The 14,962-nt window shown below is 64.9% G+C and carries 13 protein-coding genes; 8 read left to right on the top strand and 5 right to left on the bottom strand.

Annotated elements, in window-relative coordinates; all coding sequences use genetic code 11:
• Window positions 1-3: 3 nt before the first annotated feature.
• The 4 genes from B0G57_RS29615 to B0G57_RS29600 all read right to left on the bottom strand — a co-directional run bounded on the left by B0G57_RS29615 (window position 4) and on the right by B0G57_RS29600 (window position 3,856).
• Complete coding sequence (locus tag B0G57_RS29615; RefSeq protein ID WP_018442764.1) at window positions 4-1,158, bottom strand: DegT/DnrJ/EryC1/StrS family aminotransferase; 1,155 nt, start codon at window positions 1,156-1,158, stop codon at window positions 4-6.
• A gap of 16 nt (window positions 1,159-1,174) precedes the next feature.
• On the bottom strand, window positions 1,175-1,546 hold the full coding sequence (locus tag B0G57_RS29610) for an EamA family transporter (RefSeq protein ID WP_018442765.1): 372 nt from the start codon (window positions 1,544-1,546) through the stop codon (window positions 1,175-1,177).
• An 82-nt stretch (window positions 1,547-1,628) separates the two neighbouring features.
• Window positions 1,629-3,371, bottom strand: coding sequence for a glycosyltransferase family 39 protein (locus tag B0G57_RS29605; protein WP_018442766.1), 1,743 nt, complete (start codon window positions 3,369-3,371; stop codon window positions 1,629-1,631).
• A gap of 110 nt (window positions 3,372-3,481) precedes the next feature.
• Window positions 3,482-3,856 carry an Mth938-like domain-containing protein gene (locus B0G57_RS29600; RefSeq protein ID WP_026230056.1) on the bottom strand — a complete coding sequence of 125 codons (375 nt, stop codon included), beginning with the start codon at window positions 3,854-3,856 and terminating at the stop codon, window positions 3,482-3,484.
• 393 nt (window positions 3,857-4,249) lie between these two features.
• Between B0G57_RS29600 and B0G57_RS29595 the strand changes: the two genes are divergently transcribed.
• From B0G57_RS29595 to moaE, 6 genes are all read left to right on the top strand, one after another.
• A complete protein-coding gene (locus B0G57_RS29595; protein ID WP_018442768.1) occupies window positions 4,250-5,497 on the top strand; it encodes a pyridoxal phosphate-dependent aminotransferase in 1,248 nt (415 codons plus the stop codon).
• Window positions 5,498-5,598: 101 nt separating this feature from the next.
• The gene (locus tag B0G57_RS29590; protein ID WP_018442769.1) at window positions 5,599-6,924 is read left to right on the top strand and encodes a homoserine dehydrogenase; all 1,326 of its coding nucleotides are present in this window, start codon (window positions 5,599-5,601) and stop codon (window positions 6,922-6,924) included.
• A gap of 10 nt (window positions 6,925-6,934) precedes the next feature.
• The gene (gene thrC, locus B0G57_RS29585; RefSeq protein ID WP_018442770.1) at window positions 6,935-8,386 is read left to right on the top strand and encodes a threonine synthase; all 1,452 of its coding nucleotides are present in this window, start codon (window positions 6,935-6,937) and stop codon (window positions 8,384-8,386) included.
• Between the two features lie 99 nt (window positions 8,387-8,485).
• On the top strand, window positions 8,486-9,775 hold the full coding sequence (locus B0G57_RS29580; RefSeq protein ID WP_018442771.1) for a molybdopterin molybdotransferase MoeA: 1,290 nt from the start codon (window positions 8,486-8,488) through the stop codon (window positions 9,773-9,775).
• A 55-nt stretch (window positions 9,776-9,830) separates the two neighbouring features.
• The gene (gene moaD / locus B0G57_RS29575; protein ID WP_018442772.1) at window positions 9,831-10,088 is read left to right on the top strand and encodes a molybdopterin converting factor subunit 1; all 258 of its coding nucleotides are present in this window, start codon (window positions 9,831-9,833) and stop codon (window positions 10,086-10,088) included.
• A gap of 30 nt (window positions 10,089-10,118) precedes the next feature.
• Window positions 10,119-10,664: a molybdopterin synthase catalytic subunit MoaE gene (gene moaE, locus B0G57_RS29570; protein ID WP_018442773.1), complete on the top strand. Its 546-nt coding sequence runs from the start codon at window positions 10,119-10,121 to the stop codon at window positions 10,662-10,664.
• Window positions 10,665-10,728: 64 nt separating this feature from the next.
• On the opposite strand, the gene B0G57_RS29565 is transcribed toward moaE, so the two are convergent.
• Window positions 10,729-11,325, bottom strand: a complete 597-nt coding sequence (locus B0G57_RS29565; protein ID WP_018442774.1) for a group III truncated hemoglobin — start codon at window positions 11,323-11,325, stop codon at window positions 10,729-10,731.
• Window positions 11,326-11,561: 236 nt separating this feature from the next.
• Here B0G57_RS29565 and B0G57_RS29560 point away from each other — a divergent pair, with 236 nt between their 5' ends.
• Complete coding sequence (locus B0G57_RS29560; protein WP_018442775.1) at window positions 11,562-12,071, top strand: Rrf2 family transcriptional regulator; 510 nt, start codon at window positions 11,562-11,564, stop codon at window positions 12,069-12,071.
• A 67-nt stretch (window positions 12,072-12,138) separates the two neighbouring features.
• The gene (clpB, locus tag B0G57_RS29555; RefSeq protein WP_018442776.1) at window positions 12,139-14,736 is read left to right on the top strand and encodes an ATP-dependent chaperone ClpB; all 2,598 of its coding nucleotides are present in this window, start codon (window positions 12,139-12,141) and stop codon (window positions 14,734-14,736) included.
• Window positions 14,737-14,962: the final 226 nt, after the last annotated feature.

Raw genomic sequence — 14,962 nt, 5'->3', positions numbered from 1 at the left:
TTGTTATTTTCCGTAGTGTTCGCAGATTTCGTCGACGGCGTCTACGACGCGCGCCACGTCGCCATCCGTCATCTGCGTGAAGAGCGGCAGCGTGAGCGTCGACGCGCCGAAGCGCTCCGCGTGCGGAAACATGCCCGGCGCAAAGCCGCGCGCGCGGTAGAGCGTGAACAGATGAATGGCCGGGTAATGCACGCCGGTGCCGATGCGGTAGGTCTCGTGCATCTTCTGCATAAAGCCGGCCCGATCGAGCGAGAGGCGCTCGAGCGGCAGCGTGATCTGGAACATGTGCCAGTTGCTGTTCTCGAAGTCGGCCAAGGGCAGGCCGACGCCGAGCTCGCGCGCGGCGCCTTTGCCGAAGCGTTCGAAATAGACCCGAGCGAGCGCGCGGCGCTTCGCCGTGAACCGATCGATCTGCGCGAGCTGCCCAAGGCCGACGCGTGCGGCGACATCGGTCAGATTGTATTTGCCGCCGAGCAGGTCGCAGTCCATGCCGTCGAAACCCTTGCGCGTGATGCCTTGCAGCCGGTACTTGCGGGCGAGCTCGGCCTCGCGCTCGTCGTTGACCACGAGTGCGCCGCCTTCGATCGACGTCACGTTCTTGTTCGGATGAAAGCTGAACGAGACGATGTCGCCAAGCTTGCCGATGCGCTCGCCGCGCCATGTCGAGCCGAGCGCTTGCGCGGCGTCTTCGATCACGCGCAGCTTATATGCGCGGGCGATCTCGTAGAGCCGGTCCATGTCGAGGGGCAGGCCTGCGAGATAGACCGGGATGATCGCCTTTGTGCGCGGCGTGATCGCCTTTTCGAGAAGGCCGAGGTCGATATTGCGCGTACGCGGATCGATGTCCACGAAAACGGGCGTCGCGCCGACTTCGAGGATCACATTGGCCGTCGCCACCCACGACGCGGGCGTCGTGATGACCTCATCGCCCGGCTGCACGCCGGCGATCCGCAGGCCGACTTCGAGCGTCGCCGTGCCCGAGTTGAACGTGCGCACAGGCCGGCCGCCGCAAAACGTCGACAGCGCCTTCTCGAACGCCTCGTTCTGCGGGCCGGTCGTGATCCACCCGGAGCGCAGCACATCGGCTACGCCCTGAATCGTTTCTTCGTCGATTTCGGGTCGGACGAACGGCAAGAAGGGAGGAAATTCCTGGGTCATGATCGAATGGATAGTTTTAGCTGCGCGCCAGTACCAGCACGCCGACGAGAATGATCGCGATGCCGATGAGTCGCTGCATCGTGAGCGCCTCCCCAAACAGATACCAGGCCGCGAAAGCGTTGACGACGTAGCCGAGCGAGAGCATCGGATACGCGATCGATACATCGACGCGCGAGAGCCCGATGATCCACACGCCGACGCTGACGACGTAACAGGCCAGCCCGCCGATGATGGGCACCTGCATCGCGAGCTTGAAGCCGATAGGCACAATGTTCGCACGGGTGAAATCGAAGTGTCCAACGGCTGAGACGCCGGCTTTGAGCAGCAGTTGCGCGCCGGCGTTCAGCATTACGCCCGTCAGAATACAAATCAAGGAAATCGGGTTCATCGATAAGGTGTCACGTGGGTGGCGGATTTGTTTTTGTGCGTTGCAGCGCGGTGAGCCCCCTGGCGACGGCCCACCGCCGGGCTCACGGTTTCTCGACGACGACGCGGCGCTCGTCGCGCGCGATCACGCGCATCGGCACGTGTTCGGCCGCCAGCGCGTCATAGCGTTCGGGCGGCATCAGCGCGAGCGCGTAACGGTCCGCGTCCCAGCGCCGGACCCATTCCGCGATGGTCGGGACCCATTTCTGCGGCTCCTGGTGCACGCCGAAGTCCAATTCGCTCGCGTCCTGGACCATGATCATCGTGTGGCCAACGTAAAACGGCATCGTATGGTCGAGCACGCCGACCGAATAGAACGGCGTATCGGCGGGCAGGCGCGCGAGCTCGGCCTTGACCGCCGGCGCGATCAGCGCGCCCGAGCTATGCCGGCCGAACGCCTCATGGCCCGTGCCGGCGATCGTCGCGAGCATGAGCCAGGCCGCGCCGAAAACGGCGGCCGAAGGCAGCGCCGAGCCGCGCGCGCGGCGCGCGACCCAAAGCGCGGCGAGCGTCAAGACGAACGCGACGCCGACGGCACCGAATACCCAGACGCGAAACTCGCGATAAAGCGCGTTGGGCGTGTGAGCCGAGCCCATCCGACCGAGGAAGATCGCGCCGATTGCGACGGCGACGAGCAGCACGGCGTAGCCGACGAGGTGGCGCCGCCAGGCTTCGCGCGATACCCTCGGTAGATAGGCGCCGATGACGAGCGCGAGCGCGGGCGCGATCGGGAGCACATACGAGACGAGCTTCGAGTGCGAGACGCTGAAGAAGACGAAGATGAACGCGGACCAGACGAAGAGCAGCGTCGCCGGCCTGAAGCCGTTCGGGCGGGCCGCCTCGCGAGCGGCATGGCGCATGCTTTGCACGGCGACCGACAGCCAGGGCAGAAAACCGACGAGCATGACCCAGACGAAGTAATGAATGGGCCCCGGACGGTGCTGATCGGGCGTCAGGTAGCGCTCGAACTGCTGCACGACGAAAAAGAAATGGAAAAACTCGGGATTGCGCAACTGCACGAGGATGAACCAGGGCGTCACGATCGCGAAGAAGATGACGAGGCCGCTTGCGAGGTGAAGTCGCTTCCAGATCGCCCAGTCGCGTGCGATCGCCGTGTAGAGGACGAGCGTCGCGCCAGGCAGCAGGATGCCGATCAACCCCTTCGACAGCACCGCGAGCGCCATCGACGCCCAACAGGCCCACATCCAGAGCCGGGTTTCCCGCTTGCCGGCCGCGCCGCTTTGCGCGATCAGCATCGACGAGAGCGTGAGCTCCATCCAGAACGACAGACCCATGTCCAGCGTGTTGAAGTGGCCCATGAGGCTCCAATAGGGCGCGCTCGCGAGCACGAGCGCCGCGCCGAAGCCCGCCGCCGGCCCGAAGAGCCGCCGGCCGGTGTAGCCGGCGAGCAGCACGCCGGCGAAGCCGGCGAGGGCCGTATAGAGCCGAGCCTGCCATTCGCCGATGCCGAACCACGCGAACGTCAGCGCGTTGGCCCAGGTCTGCAGCGGCGGCTTCTCGAAGTACTTGTAGCCGTTGTAGCGCGGCGTGATCCAATCGCCCGTCAGGAACATCTCGCGGGCCATCTCGGCATAGCGCCCTTCGTCGCTCGGCACCAGGTGGCGCCAGCCGAGCGGCACGAACCAGACGAGCGCGAGCGCCGCCACGATGAGCACGAGCGTAAGGGTGATCCGCCTCGCGGGCAGCGACGAAGTGCCCGTGTCGAACGAGGCGATCGAGTCGGCCGGCGCGGCGCCGGCCTCGCGGGAAGAACGTTGCAGCGGCATGAAATCGTGATCCGTCTAGCGAAGCCGCGCATGCGGCAAAGGGAAGGGCCGGGGCGCCTGGCGATCCGGAGCCGGGTGCCGCGATGCGGCGTGAACAGGCAAACCCGCGCTCATTGCTCGATGAGGAGCGCTGCGGCCACTCGGCGGCCTTCAGCCATCAGAATGTTGTAAGTGCGGCAGGCGGCCATGAAATCCATCGCCTCGACGCCGATGCGCTGCGCTATCAGGGCGGCCGTTAGCCGCGGGTGCGGAAAGCGCAGCCGCGTGCCGCTGCCGAATACGACGACCTCGGGTTCGCAGGCGCGCACGAGCTCGAAGTGCTCGGGCGTGAGCGCTTCGAACGAGGCAACGGGCCAGGCGATGACCGGCGCGTCGGGCACCACGACGATGCTGCTTTCGTGACGCTCGAGATTGATGTCGACGTAATGGGCGCCGTAACCCGTGACGGTGTTGAGGGCGCCGCTCGAATCCTGATGTAATTTCAAATCGGTTGAGTCCGTGGTTCCGGGGCCCGCCGCCCGGCGACAATTCGCGAAGACGAGCCGGACGCGGGCCGAAAAAGCGTTTTCGCGGCAGTTGGTGCGTTGCGAAACTCGGCCAAAATCCGCTAAATTATAACTTTTTAGCCGCCGAGCGGCGCCCTCGCATCGCGGCCGCCGCACGGAATTCGTCAAGGCGCCGCAGAAAAAGCGCCAAAAGCGCTTTCCGATGCTTACCAAGCCGCGCCCGCGCTCGTCGAGCGATCCCGCGCCGCCGCGGCCGGACGAAACGCGAAAGAACGCAAGCCGGCTGCGCGCTATGCCTTGACCGTCGTGCATCGAGTCGCCCGCGCGGCGTCGTGCCTTCCACCTTTTTATGACCTACCTACCCTGGGAAACGTGTCCGCCGTGAAACCGATTCAGAAATCGAACAAACTGCTGAACGTCTGTTACGACATCCGCGGACCCGTTCTCGAGCATGCCAAGCGGCTGGAAGAGGAAGGCCACAGGATCATTAAGCTCAACATCGGCAATCTCGCGCCGTTCGGCTTCGATGCGCCCGACGAGATCATTCAGGACATGATCCGCAATCTGCCCGTGTCGTCGGGCTATTCGGATTCGAAGGGTGTCTTCGCGGCGCGCAAGGCGATCATGCACTACACGCAGGAAAAGGGCGTGGCGGGCGTCGAGCTCGACGACATCTACCTCGGCAACGGCGCTTCCGAACTCATCGTGATGGCGATGCAGGGGCTGCTCAACAACGGCGACGAAGTGCTGCTGCCGGCGCCCGACTATCCGCTCTGGACCGCCGCCGTGAGCCTCTCGGGCGGCGTCCCCGTGCACTATCTGTGCGACGAGTCGAACGCCTGGATGCCCGATCTCGACGACTTGCGCGCGAAGATCACGCCGAACACGCGCGCGCTCATCATCATCAACCCGAATAACCCGACGGGCGCGCTCTACTCGGACGAGCTGCTGCTCGACATGCTCGAGATCGCCCGTCAGCACGGCCTCATCGTGTTCGCCGACGAGGTCTACGACAAGATCGTCTACGACGGCAAGAAGCATACCTCGGTGGCGGCGCTCTCCGAAGATGTGCTGACGGTCACGTTCAACAGTCTCTCGAAGAGCTACCGGTCGTGCGGTTACCGGGCCGGATGGATGGTGGTCTCCGGCTTGACGGGCGAGAACCGCCGGCGTGCCGCGGACTATTTCGAAGGGCTCGGCATTCTCGCGTCGATGCGGCTCTGCCCGAACGTGCCGGGCCAGTATGCGATTCAGACGGCGCTCGGCGGCTACCAGAGCATCAATGATCTCATCGTGCCGGGCGGGCGCCTGCACAAGCAGCGGCAAATCGCTTACGAGATGCTCAACGCGATTCCGGGCGTCAGCTGCGTGAAGCCCGAAGCGGCGCTGTACATGTTCCCGCGGCTCGACCCGAAGGTCTATCCGATCGAAGACGACCAGAAGTTCGTGCTCGACCTGTTGCTCGAGGAGCGCGTCCTGCTCGTGCAAGGCTCGGGATTCAACTGGCCGCGGTCCGATCACTTCCGCGTCGTGTTCCTGCCGAACTCGGACGACCTCATCGATTCGCTGAACCGCATTGCGCGTTTCCTCGACGGCTATCGCAAGCGCCACACCGCCTGACGGGCCGGGCCAGGGGCGCGCGGCTCGTCAGTCACGCGCCATGGCCCGACGCCAGAGCATGTCGCTCTTATAACGCTTCCCCATTTGTTGACAAACGCTGCATGGAACCGATCAAAGTTGGCCTGTTGGGCTTCGGCACGGTAGGCAGCGGCACCTTCACGGTGCTGCGCCGGAATCAGGAAGAGATCAAGCGTCGCGCCGGGCGCGGCATCGAGGTCGCTCGCATCGCGGTGCGCAATCCGGCCAAGGCACTCGCCGCGCTCGGCGAAGCAGCCGGCAGCGTGGCCGTCGGCAGCGACTTCGATGCCGTCGTCGACGATCCCGGCATCGGCATCGTCGCCGAGCTGATCGGCGGTACCGGCATCGCGCGCGAGCTCGTGCTGCGCGCCATCCAAAACGGCAAGCACGTGGTCACGGCGAACAAGGCGCTGCTCGCCGTGCACGGCACCGAGATCTTCGCGGCTGCGCGCGCGAAGGGCGTCATGGTCGCGTTCGAGGCCGCCGTGGCGGGCGGCATTCCGATCATCAAGGCGTTGCGCGAAGGGCTGACGGCCAACCGGATCCAGTACATCGCCGGCATCATCAACGGCACGACGAACTACATCCTCTCGGAGATGCGCGAGCGCGGCCTCGATTTCGCCGCGGCGCTCGCGGGTGCGCAGGCGCTCGGCTACGCGGAGGCGGACCCGACGTTCGACATCGAAGGCGTCGACGCCGCGCACAAGCTCACGATCATGAGCGCGATCGCATTCGGCGTGCCGATGCAGTTCGATCGCGCCTATATCGAGGGAATCTCCAAGCTCGACGCGACCGATATCAAATACGCCAAAGACCTCGGCTACCGGATCAAGCTGCTCGGCATCACGCGCCGCACCGAGCGCGGCATCGAGCTGCGCGTCCATCCGACGCTCATTTCGGCGAAACGCCTGCTCGCGAGCGTCGAAGGCGCGATGAACGCCGTCGAGGTGCATGGCGACGCCGTCGGCGCCACGCTCTACTATGGAAAGGGTGCCGGCGCCGAGCCGACGGCGTCGGCCGTCGTCGCCGATCTCGTCGACGTGACGCGTCTGCACACCGCGGATCCGGAGCACCGCGTGCCGCATCTCGCATTTCAGCCGCAAAGCCTGTCCGACACGCCGATCCTGCCGATCGACGAAGTGACGAGCGGCTACTATTTGCGTTTGCGCGTGGCCGACGTCACGGGCGTGCTGGCCGACATCACGCGCCTTTTGGCCGATGCCGGCATCTCGATCGATGCGATGCTTCAGCGCGAGTCCGAGCAGATTCAGGCGGACGGCGAGACCGACGTCGTCATCATCACGCACGAAACGCTCGAACGGAACGTGAACACGGCGATCGCTCGCATCGAAGCGCTCGCGACCGTCGTCTCGAGCGTGACGAAGCTGCGCATCGAGGCGTTGAACTAGACCAGACATCATGAACTACATCTCGACCCGCGGCGCCGGCATCGGCGAGCGCCACACCTTCTCCGACATTCTTCTCGGCGGTCTCGCGAAAGATGGCGGCCTCTACCTGCCGGCCGAGTACCCGCGCGTGTCGGCCGACGAGCTCGCGCGCTGGCGTGCGCTGCCCTATGCCGATCTGGCGTTCGAAATCCTCTCGAAGTTCAGCGACGACATCGCGCCCGACGATTTGCGCGCGCTCACGCGCCGAACCTATCGTGCCGACGTCTATTGCAACGTTCGCGCGGACGAGGATGCGAGCGCGATCACGCCGCTGAAAACGCTCGGCGTCGAGGGCGGCGCGCCGCTCTCGCTGCTCGCGCTCTCGAACGGTCCGACGCTCGCGTTCAAGGACATGGCAATGCAGCTGCTCGGCAACCTGTTCGAGTACGCGCTTGCTAAAGAGGGGCGCACGCTCAACATTCTCGGCGCGACTTCGGGCGATACGGGAAGCGCGGCCGAGTACGCGATGCGCGGCAAGTCCGGTATTCGTGTGTTCATGCTTTCGCCGCATCGGAAGATGAGCGCGTTTCAGACGGCGCAGATGTACAGCCTGCGGGAGCCGAACATCTTCAACCTCGCGATCGAGGGCGTGTTCGACGACTGCCAGGATATCGTGAAGGCTGTTTCGAACGACCACGCGTTCAAGGCGCGCCAGCGGATCGGCACCGTCAACTCGATCAACTGGGCGCGTGTCGTCGCGCAGGTCGTCTATTACTTCAAGGGCTACTTCGCCGCGACACGCTCGAACGATGAGCGCGTGTCGTTCACCGTGCCCTCGGGCAACTTTGGGAATGTCTGCGCAGGCCACATCGCGCGGATGATGGGGCTGCCGATCGAAAAGCTCGTCGTCGCGACGAACGAGAACGATGTGCTCGACGAGTTCTTCCGCACGGGCGCCTATCGCGTGCGCGGCGCGGCGCAGACCTATCACACGAGCAGTCCGAGCATGGATATCTCCAAGGCGTCGAACTTCGAGCGTTTCGTCTTCGATCTGCTCGGGCGCGATCCGGCACGCGTGCTGCAGCTTTTCCGCGATGTCGAGGAGAAGGGCGGCTTCGATCTTGCCGCGAGCGGCGACTTCGCGCGCGTGCGCGAATTCGGCTTCGTTTCGGGGCGCAGCACGCATGACGACCGCATCGCCGCGATCTCGGACGTGTTCGCGCGTTACGGCGTGATGATCGATACGCATACGGCCGATGGCCTCAAGGTGGCCCGCGAGCATCTGCAGGCGGGCGTGCCGATGATCGTGCTCGAGACCGCGCAGCCGATCAAGTTCGGCGAGTCGATACGCGAGGCGCTCGGGCGCGACCCGGAGCGGCCCGCGGCCTTCGAGGGTCTCGAGGCGCTGCCGCAGCGGTTCGAGGTGCTGCCGAGCGACGCGGAGCGCGTGAAGGCGTTCATCGCGACGCATACCGGCCTTTGAGCGATCGACCGAACGGCCGAGCGGCGCGCGGCGTCTCACGTGAATCGGCGTGCGTCGCTACAATGACAGCCTTGCTGCCAAACAAATCGCGCTATTCAGATGTCCTCGTCTCAATCCGCTGCTGCCCGTCCGCCGCTCGTCCCGACCGCTGAGGCGCTCGCGAGGCTGCTCGCGGCCGCCCGGCCGGTGAGCGGCACGGAAACGATCTCGACGCTCGAGGCGGGAAACCGCGTGCTGGCGGCCGACGTGGTTTCCGCGCTCGACGTCCCTCCGATGAATACGAGTGCGATGGACGGTTATGCCGTCCGCATCGCCGAGCTTGCCGGTGGCCCGCGCCTGCCCGTCTCGCAACGGATCGCGGCCGGACACGCGGCCGAACCGCTCGCGGCCGGCACGGCGGCACGAATCTTCACGGGTGCGCCGGTTCCGCCGGGTGCCGACGCGGTGGTCATGCAGGAGCAGACGGAAGCCGCCGGCGATGCCGTCACGATTCTGCATACTCCGACGCCCGGCGAATGGATCACGGCGCAAGGCGCCGACATCAGCCGCGGCTCCGTCATCCTGCCGGCTGGCACCCGGCTTACCCCACAGGCGCTCGGCTTGGCCGCTTCGACGGGCTGTGCGCGACTGACAGTGTCGCGCCGCGTCAAAGTCGCCGTGTTCTTCACCGGCGACGAACTGACGATGCCGGGCGAGCCGCTCGCGCCCGGCGCCATCTACAACTCCAATCGGTTCACACTGCGCGGCCTGCTCGAGCGGCTCGGCTGCGAGGTCACGGATTATGGAATCGTGCCCGATCGCCTCGATGCGACGCGCGCCGCGTTGACCGAGGCTGCCCGCGAACACGACCTGATCCTGACATCGGGCGGCGTTTCCGTCGGTGAAGAGGATCATGTCAAGCCGGCCGTCGAGGCGCTCGGCCGCCTCGATCTCTGGCAGATCGCGATGAAGCCGGGCAAGCCGCTCGCGTTCGGCGCCGTACGGCGTGGGGCCGCGGACGAGAGGGCGGATCGGCAGGCGGTCGCCGACTCGGGCACGGGCCCGGACGAGGCGTTTTTCATCGGCCTGCCGGGCAATCCGGTATCGAGTTTCGTCACATTCCTGCTTTTCGTGCGCCCATTTCTGCTCCGGCTCTCGGGCGTGCGCGACGTATCGCCGCGGGCGCTCGCGCTGCGCGCCGATTTCGCTCAGACGAAACGGGACCGGCGCAACGAGTTCTTGCGCGCGCGCATCAACGCGGCGGGCGGCCTCGACCTGTTTCCCAATCAGAGCTCGGCGGTGCTGACTTCCACGGTCTGGGGCGATGGTCTCATCGACAATCCGCCCAATCATGCGATCAGCGCGGGAGAACTCGTTCGTTTTCTGCCGTTTTCCGATCTGCTCGGCTGACGCAACGGCGGTAGGCGACACCGATTCCGGATCGAACCAGGACGATCACCTCGACATGAGAATTGAACTGAAGTATTTCGCGAGCGTGCGCGAGGCACTCGGCCTTTCGCATGAGGTGGTCGAGCTGCCTGACGGCGTCGCCACGATCGGCGACCTGCGGGCCTGGCTTCGCACGCGAGGCGACACCTGGGCCGATGTGCTCGCGGAAGGGCGCGCGCTGCGGATGGCCTGCAATCATCGGATGACCGACGCGTCGGCGCGTGTCACCGACGGTTGCGAAGTGGCTTTTTTTCCGCCCGTGACCGGCGGCTGACGATCGTTAGGGGCCGAGGAGAATTGAACCATGACTGTCCGCGTCCAGACCGCCGATTTCGACTTGACCGCCGAGGTTGCGGCCCTGCGCGCGCAAAATCCGAAAGTCGGCGCCGTGGCCTGCTTCATTGGAACCGTGCGCGATCTGAATGAAGGCTCGGAGGTCGCGGCGATGGAACTCGAGCACTACCCGGGCATGACGGAGAAGGCGCTCGAGGCCATCGTCGACGAAGCACGGCTGCGTTGGCCGGGCTCGGATGTGCTGATCGTGCACCGGGTGGGGAAGCTCTATCCGCTAGACCAGATCGTATTGGCCGCCGCGACGGCGTCGCATCGACACGATGCGTTCGCCGCCTGCGAATTCGTCATGGACTACCTGAAGACGCAGGCACCTTTCTGGAAAAAGGAAACGACTGAAGCCGGCGAGCGGTGGGTCGATGCGCGTGCGTCGGACGATGAAGCGCTTGCCCGTTGGGGACTGTCCGCAGGCAATGCGCGGCCGCGGCAACCGTCTGAATCGTCCCCATCCACGTCCGGTGAGGGGGTGTCGGAAAAAGGCGGCGCTGCGCGAAATTGAGCGCGCGATACCGTTATCGGGCCGGCTAGCCGGTCGTGCGGATCCTGTCCGGCCACCCGGCTATTCAGGCAGCGTCGTTGTCATCGGACGAGCTTCGCCCGACTATCTTTCCTGGAAACGGCTCGCGTCGTACGGCACCGCGCCGTTCATCGTGAGAATGCGGTTCCAGGTCGTTGCGCTGTTGCTTTGGCGCCACACGCTCGAGCAGTGCTCTTTGTTCGGGCGGAATCTCGTAGTCCCAGCCGAATCGGCTCAACTGCAGGCTTTGCGCGATTCGCAGCGCCGGCTCCATGAAGCGGAGGGCCGCGGCCGGCTCGTAGCGCTCACAGACGGTATCGAGAAAGAGATGCAGCCAGCGGCTAAAATGCCGCGGCTCGATCCCTTCGAGCGGTTGGTGGGCCTGCTGGACGTTGCCGCGATAGCGCTTGTCGCCGAGCACGAGGCTGCCCCAGAACCGGCACATCTTCGGCAGGTGGTCATCCCATCGTCCGTGCAGGACGGCCTCGAAAACGGGCGCAAGCAGCGGGTCGGCCCGAACCCTGTCGTAAAACCCGTAGACGAGCTCGCGGATGTTCGGTTCGGTGGGTTCGAGGTAGCGTGCGGACGCCGCGGCTTGCGCCGTTGCGGGCGCCGAAGCGCAGGTGTGAGTCGGGGCCGTCATGACGATCGGGAAATGCGCAGAGACGAGCGGCGGGAAAAGGTGACGCGACGAAACGCTCCCACCATACTGAAAGAGTCGCCCGGAAAGCGCACTGGTCGAGTGCTTTCTCTGCCTGAAGGTGTATAAAACGTACATGTTATGCTGAAGCGTATGCGCGCACAACCTTTACCAGAGCGCGGTCTTTGTCGCCGGGGAAGCCATTCGCCGGCTCGTTCCTGCATCGCCAGAGTATCCGAATGAGACTGACTGACTACACCGACTACGCGTTGCGCGTGATGCTGTTTCTCTCGCTTCATCGCGACGGCCTTTCGACGATTCAGGACATTTCGGACGCCTATGGAATCTCGAAGAATCATCTGATGAAGGTTGTGCAGCAGCTTGGCGAGCTTGGCTGGATCGACACGGTGCGCGGGCGCCATGGCGGCCTGAGACTGAACGAGCGCTCGCTCGGTTTGACGATCGGGCAGGTCGTGCGGGAAACGGAGACCGATTTTGCGCTCGTCGGCTGCTTCGAACGCGAAAGCAGTGAAGTCCGGCCGTGCGTGATCGAGCCGCGATGCCGGCTCAAGCAGGTCTTCAAGGCCGCGCAGGAAGCGTTTCTCGCGGAACTCGACCGGCATACGCTCGGCGAGCTCGTGGAGCCCGTGGCGGCGCCGCTTGCGGCGCTGCTCGGCCTGAGCGCCGAGGTCGTCGTCCCGCTCAAGGGGCCCGTCCGACCGCTCGCGAATGGAGTTCCGGACAGTTGACCGACAGCGCTTGAAACAAGCGCCTCGCGCCTCATCTTGGTGGTAGTCCAAAATTGGAGGTCTCTTGATGAGAATCGACAAATTCACCACCAAATTCCAGGAGGCGCTGGCCGACGCGCAGAGCCTTGCCGCGGGTCGCGGCCAGCAGTATCTGGAGCCGGTGCACGTGCTCGCGGCGCTGATCGCTCAAGAGGATGGCTCGGCGCGCTCGCTGCTTTCGCGCGCGGGCGTTCATGTGCAGGCATTGCAAACGGCCCTCAACGATGCGATCGCGCGGCTGCCGCAAGTACAAGGGACCGACGGCAACATCCAGGTGAGCCGCGAGCTCGCCGGCCTCTTGAATCAGGCCGACAAGGAAGCGCAGCAGCTCAACGACACTTACATCGCGAGCGAAATGTTCCTGCTCGCCGTCGCCGACGACAAGGGCGAGGCCGGCCGGCTCGTACGCCAGCATGGGCTGACGCGCCGTGCGCTCGAAACGGCGATCGTGGCCGTGCGCGGCGGCGCGCAGGTGCACAGCGCCGATGCGGAAAGCCAGCGCGAGGCGCTCAAGAAGTACACGATCGACCTCACCGAACGCGCGCGCGCCGGCAAGCTCGATCCCGTGATCGGTCGCGACGACGAAATCCGCCGCGCGATCCAGATCTTGCAGCGGCGCACGAAGAACAATCCCGTGCTGATCGGCGAACCGGGCGTCGGCAAGACGGCCATCGTCGAAGGCCTCGCGCAGCGGATCGTCAACGGCGAGGTGCCCGAACCGCTGAAGAGCAAGCGCGTGCTGGTGCTCGACATGGCCGGACTGCTCGCGGGCGCCAAGTACCGCGGCGAATTCGAGGAGCGCTTGAAGGCGGTCCTGCACGATATCGCGCGCGACGAGGGCCAGACGATCGTCTTCATCGACGAAATTCATACGATGGTCGGCGCCGGCAAGGCCGAGGGCGCGATCGATGCGGGCAACATGCTGAAGCCCGCGCTTGCGCGCGGCGAACTGCATTGCATTGGCGCGACGACGCTCGACGAGTACCGCAAATACATCGAGAAGGACGCGGCGCTCGAGCGGCGCTTCCAGAAAGTGCTCGTGGAAGAGCCGACCGTCGAGGCGACGATCGCGATCCTGCGCGGCTTGCAGGAGCGCTACGAGTTGCACCACGGCGTCGAGATTACCGACCCGGCCATCGTTGCCGCGGCCGAGCTCTCGCATCGCTACATCACCGATCGGTTCCTGCCGGACAAGGCGATCGATCTCATCGACGAAGCGGCTTCGAAGATCAAGATGGAGATCGACTCGAAGCCCGAGGAGATGGACAGGCTCGACCGGCGCCTGATCCAGTTGAAAATCGAGCGCGAGGCGGTCAAGAAGGAGAAGGACGAGGCGTCGCAAAAGCGGCTGCAATTGATCGAAGAGGAAATCGAGCGACTCAATCGCGAATATTCGGACCTCGAGGAAATCTGGACGGCCGAGAAGGCGGCCGTGCAAGGCAGCGCGCAGCTGAAGGAAGAAATCGACAAGACGCGCGCCGAAATCGCGCGTTTGCAGCGCGAAGGCAAGCTCGAGAAAGTGGCGGAACTGCAGTACGGCAAACTGCCTGAACTCGAAACGCGGCTCAAGCAGGTGACACAGGCCGAGGCGAAGGAGCAGCACAATCCGTCGCGGCCGCGGCTCTTGCGCACGCAGGTTGGCGCGGAGGAAATCGCCGAGGTCGTTTCTCGCGCGACGGGCATTCCCGTCTCGCGGATGATGCAAGGCGAGCGTGAGAAGCTGCTGCAGATCGAAGTGAAGCTGCACGAGCGCGTGGTCGGGCAGGATGAGGCGATCAGCGCCGTCGCGGATGCGATCCGCCGCTCGCGCGCTGGCCTCGCCGATCCCAATCGGCCGTACGGCTCGTTCCTCTTCCTGGGGCCGACGGGGGTCGGCAAGACCGAGCTTTGCAAGGCGCTGGCCGCGTTCCTCTTCGACTCCGAAGACCACCTGATCCGCATCGACATGAGCGAGTTCATGGAGAAGCACAGCGTCGCGCGGCTGATCGGCGCGCCTCCCGGCTATATCGGCTACGAAGAGGGCGGCTATCTCACCGAGGCCGTACGCCGCAAGCCTTATAGCGTGATCCTGCTGGACGAGGTCGAGAAGGCGCACCCGGACGTTTTCAACGTGCTGCTGCAAGTGCTCGACGATGGCCGGATGACCGACGGTCAAGGACGCACCGTCGATTTCAAGAACACGGTCATCGTCATGACGTCGAACCTGGGCTCGCAGATGATCCAGGCGATGTCGGGGCAGCCGCAGGAGGAAATCAGGGAGGCGGTCTGGAGCGAGGTCAAGCAACAGTTCAGGCCCGAATTCCTGAACCGGATCGACGAAGTCGTCGTCTTCCACGCGCTCGATAGGAAGAACATCGAGGCGATCGCGAAGATCCAACTGCAGCGCGTGCATGACCGGCTTGCGAAACTCGACATGCAACTCGTCATCTCGGACGAGGCGCTCGAGCAGATCGCGAAGGTCGGCTACGACCCTCTCTTCGGAGCCCGCCCGCTCAAGCGAGCGATTCAGCAGGAGATCGAGAATCCGGTCGCCAAACTGATTCTCGCGGGCCGGTTCGGGCCGAAAGACGTGATCCCGGTCGAGTTCGAGGACGGTAAGTTCGCGTTCGAGCGAGTCGTGCACTGAAGTCGCGGCGCCCCTGTGAGGCTGATGCTTTCGCCAAGGGGCTGCATTGGGGCGCCTGCAGGCATGCCCTAAGAGGGCTCGCTGAAAGTCCGAGGCGGCCGGGTAAGCGATGCCCGGCCGCCTTTTTTGTTGTGCGCCCGGCAGGGCGCATTCACTTGGAGGTGAAAGTCCTCTACACGCCCGGCAAGGGGAAGTGTTAGCCGGAGGCAAGGGTGTCGCGGGCGAC

The sequence above is a fragment of the Trinickia symbiotica genome (assembly GCF_002934455.1).
GTDB classification, from domain to species: Bacteria; Pseudomonadota; Gammaproteobacteria; order Burkholderiales; family Burkholderiaceae; genus Trinickia; species Trinickia symbiotica.
The sequence above is the reverse complement of the archived record's forward strand: the minus strand, read 5'-3'. Positions and strand labels throughout refer to the sequence as shown.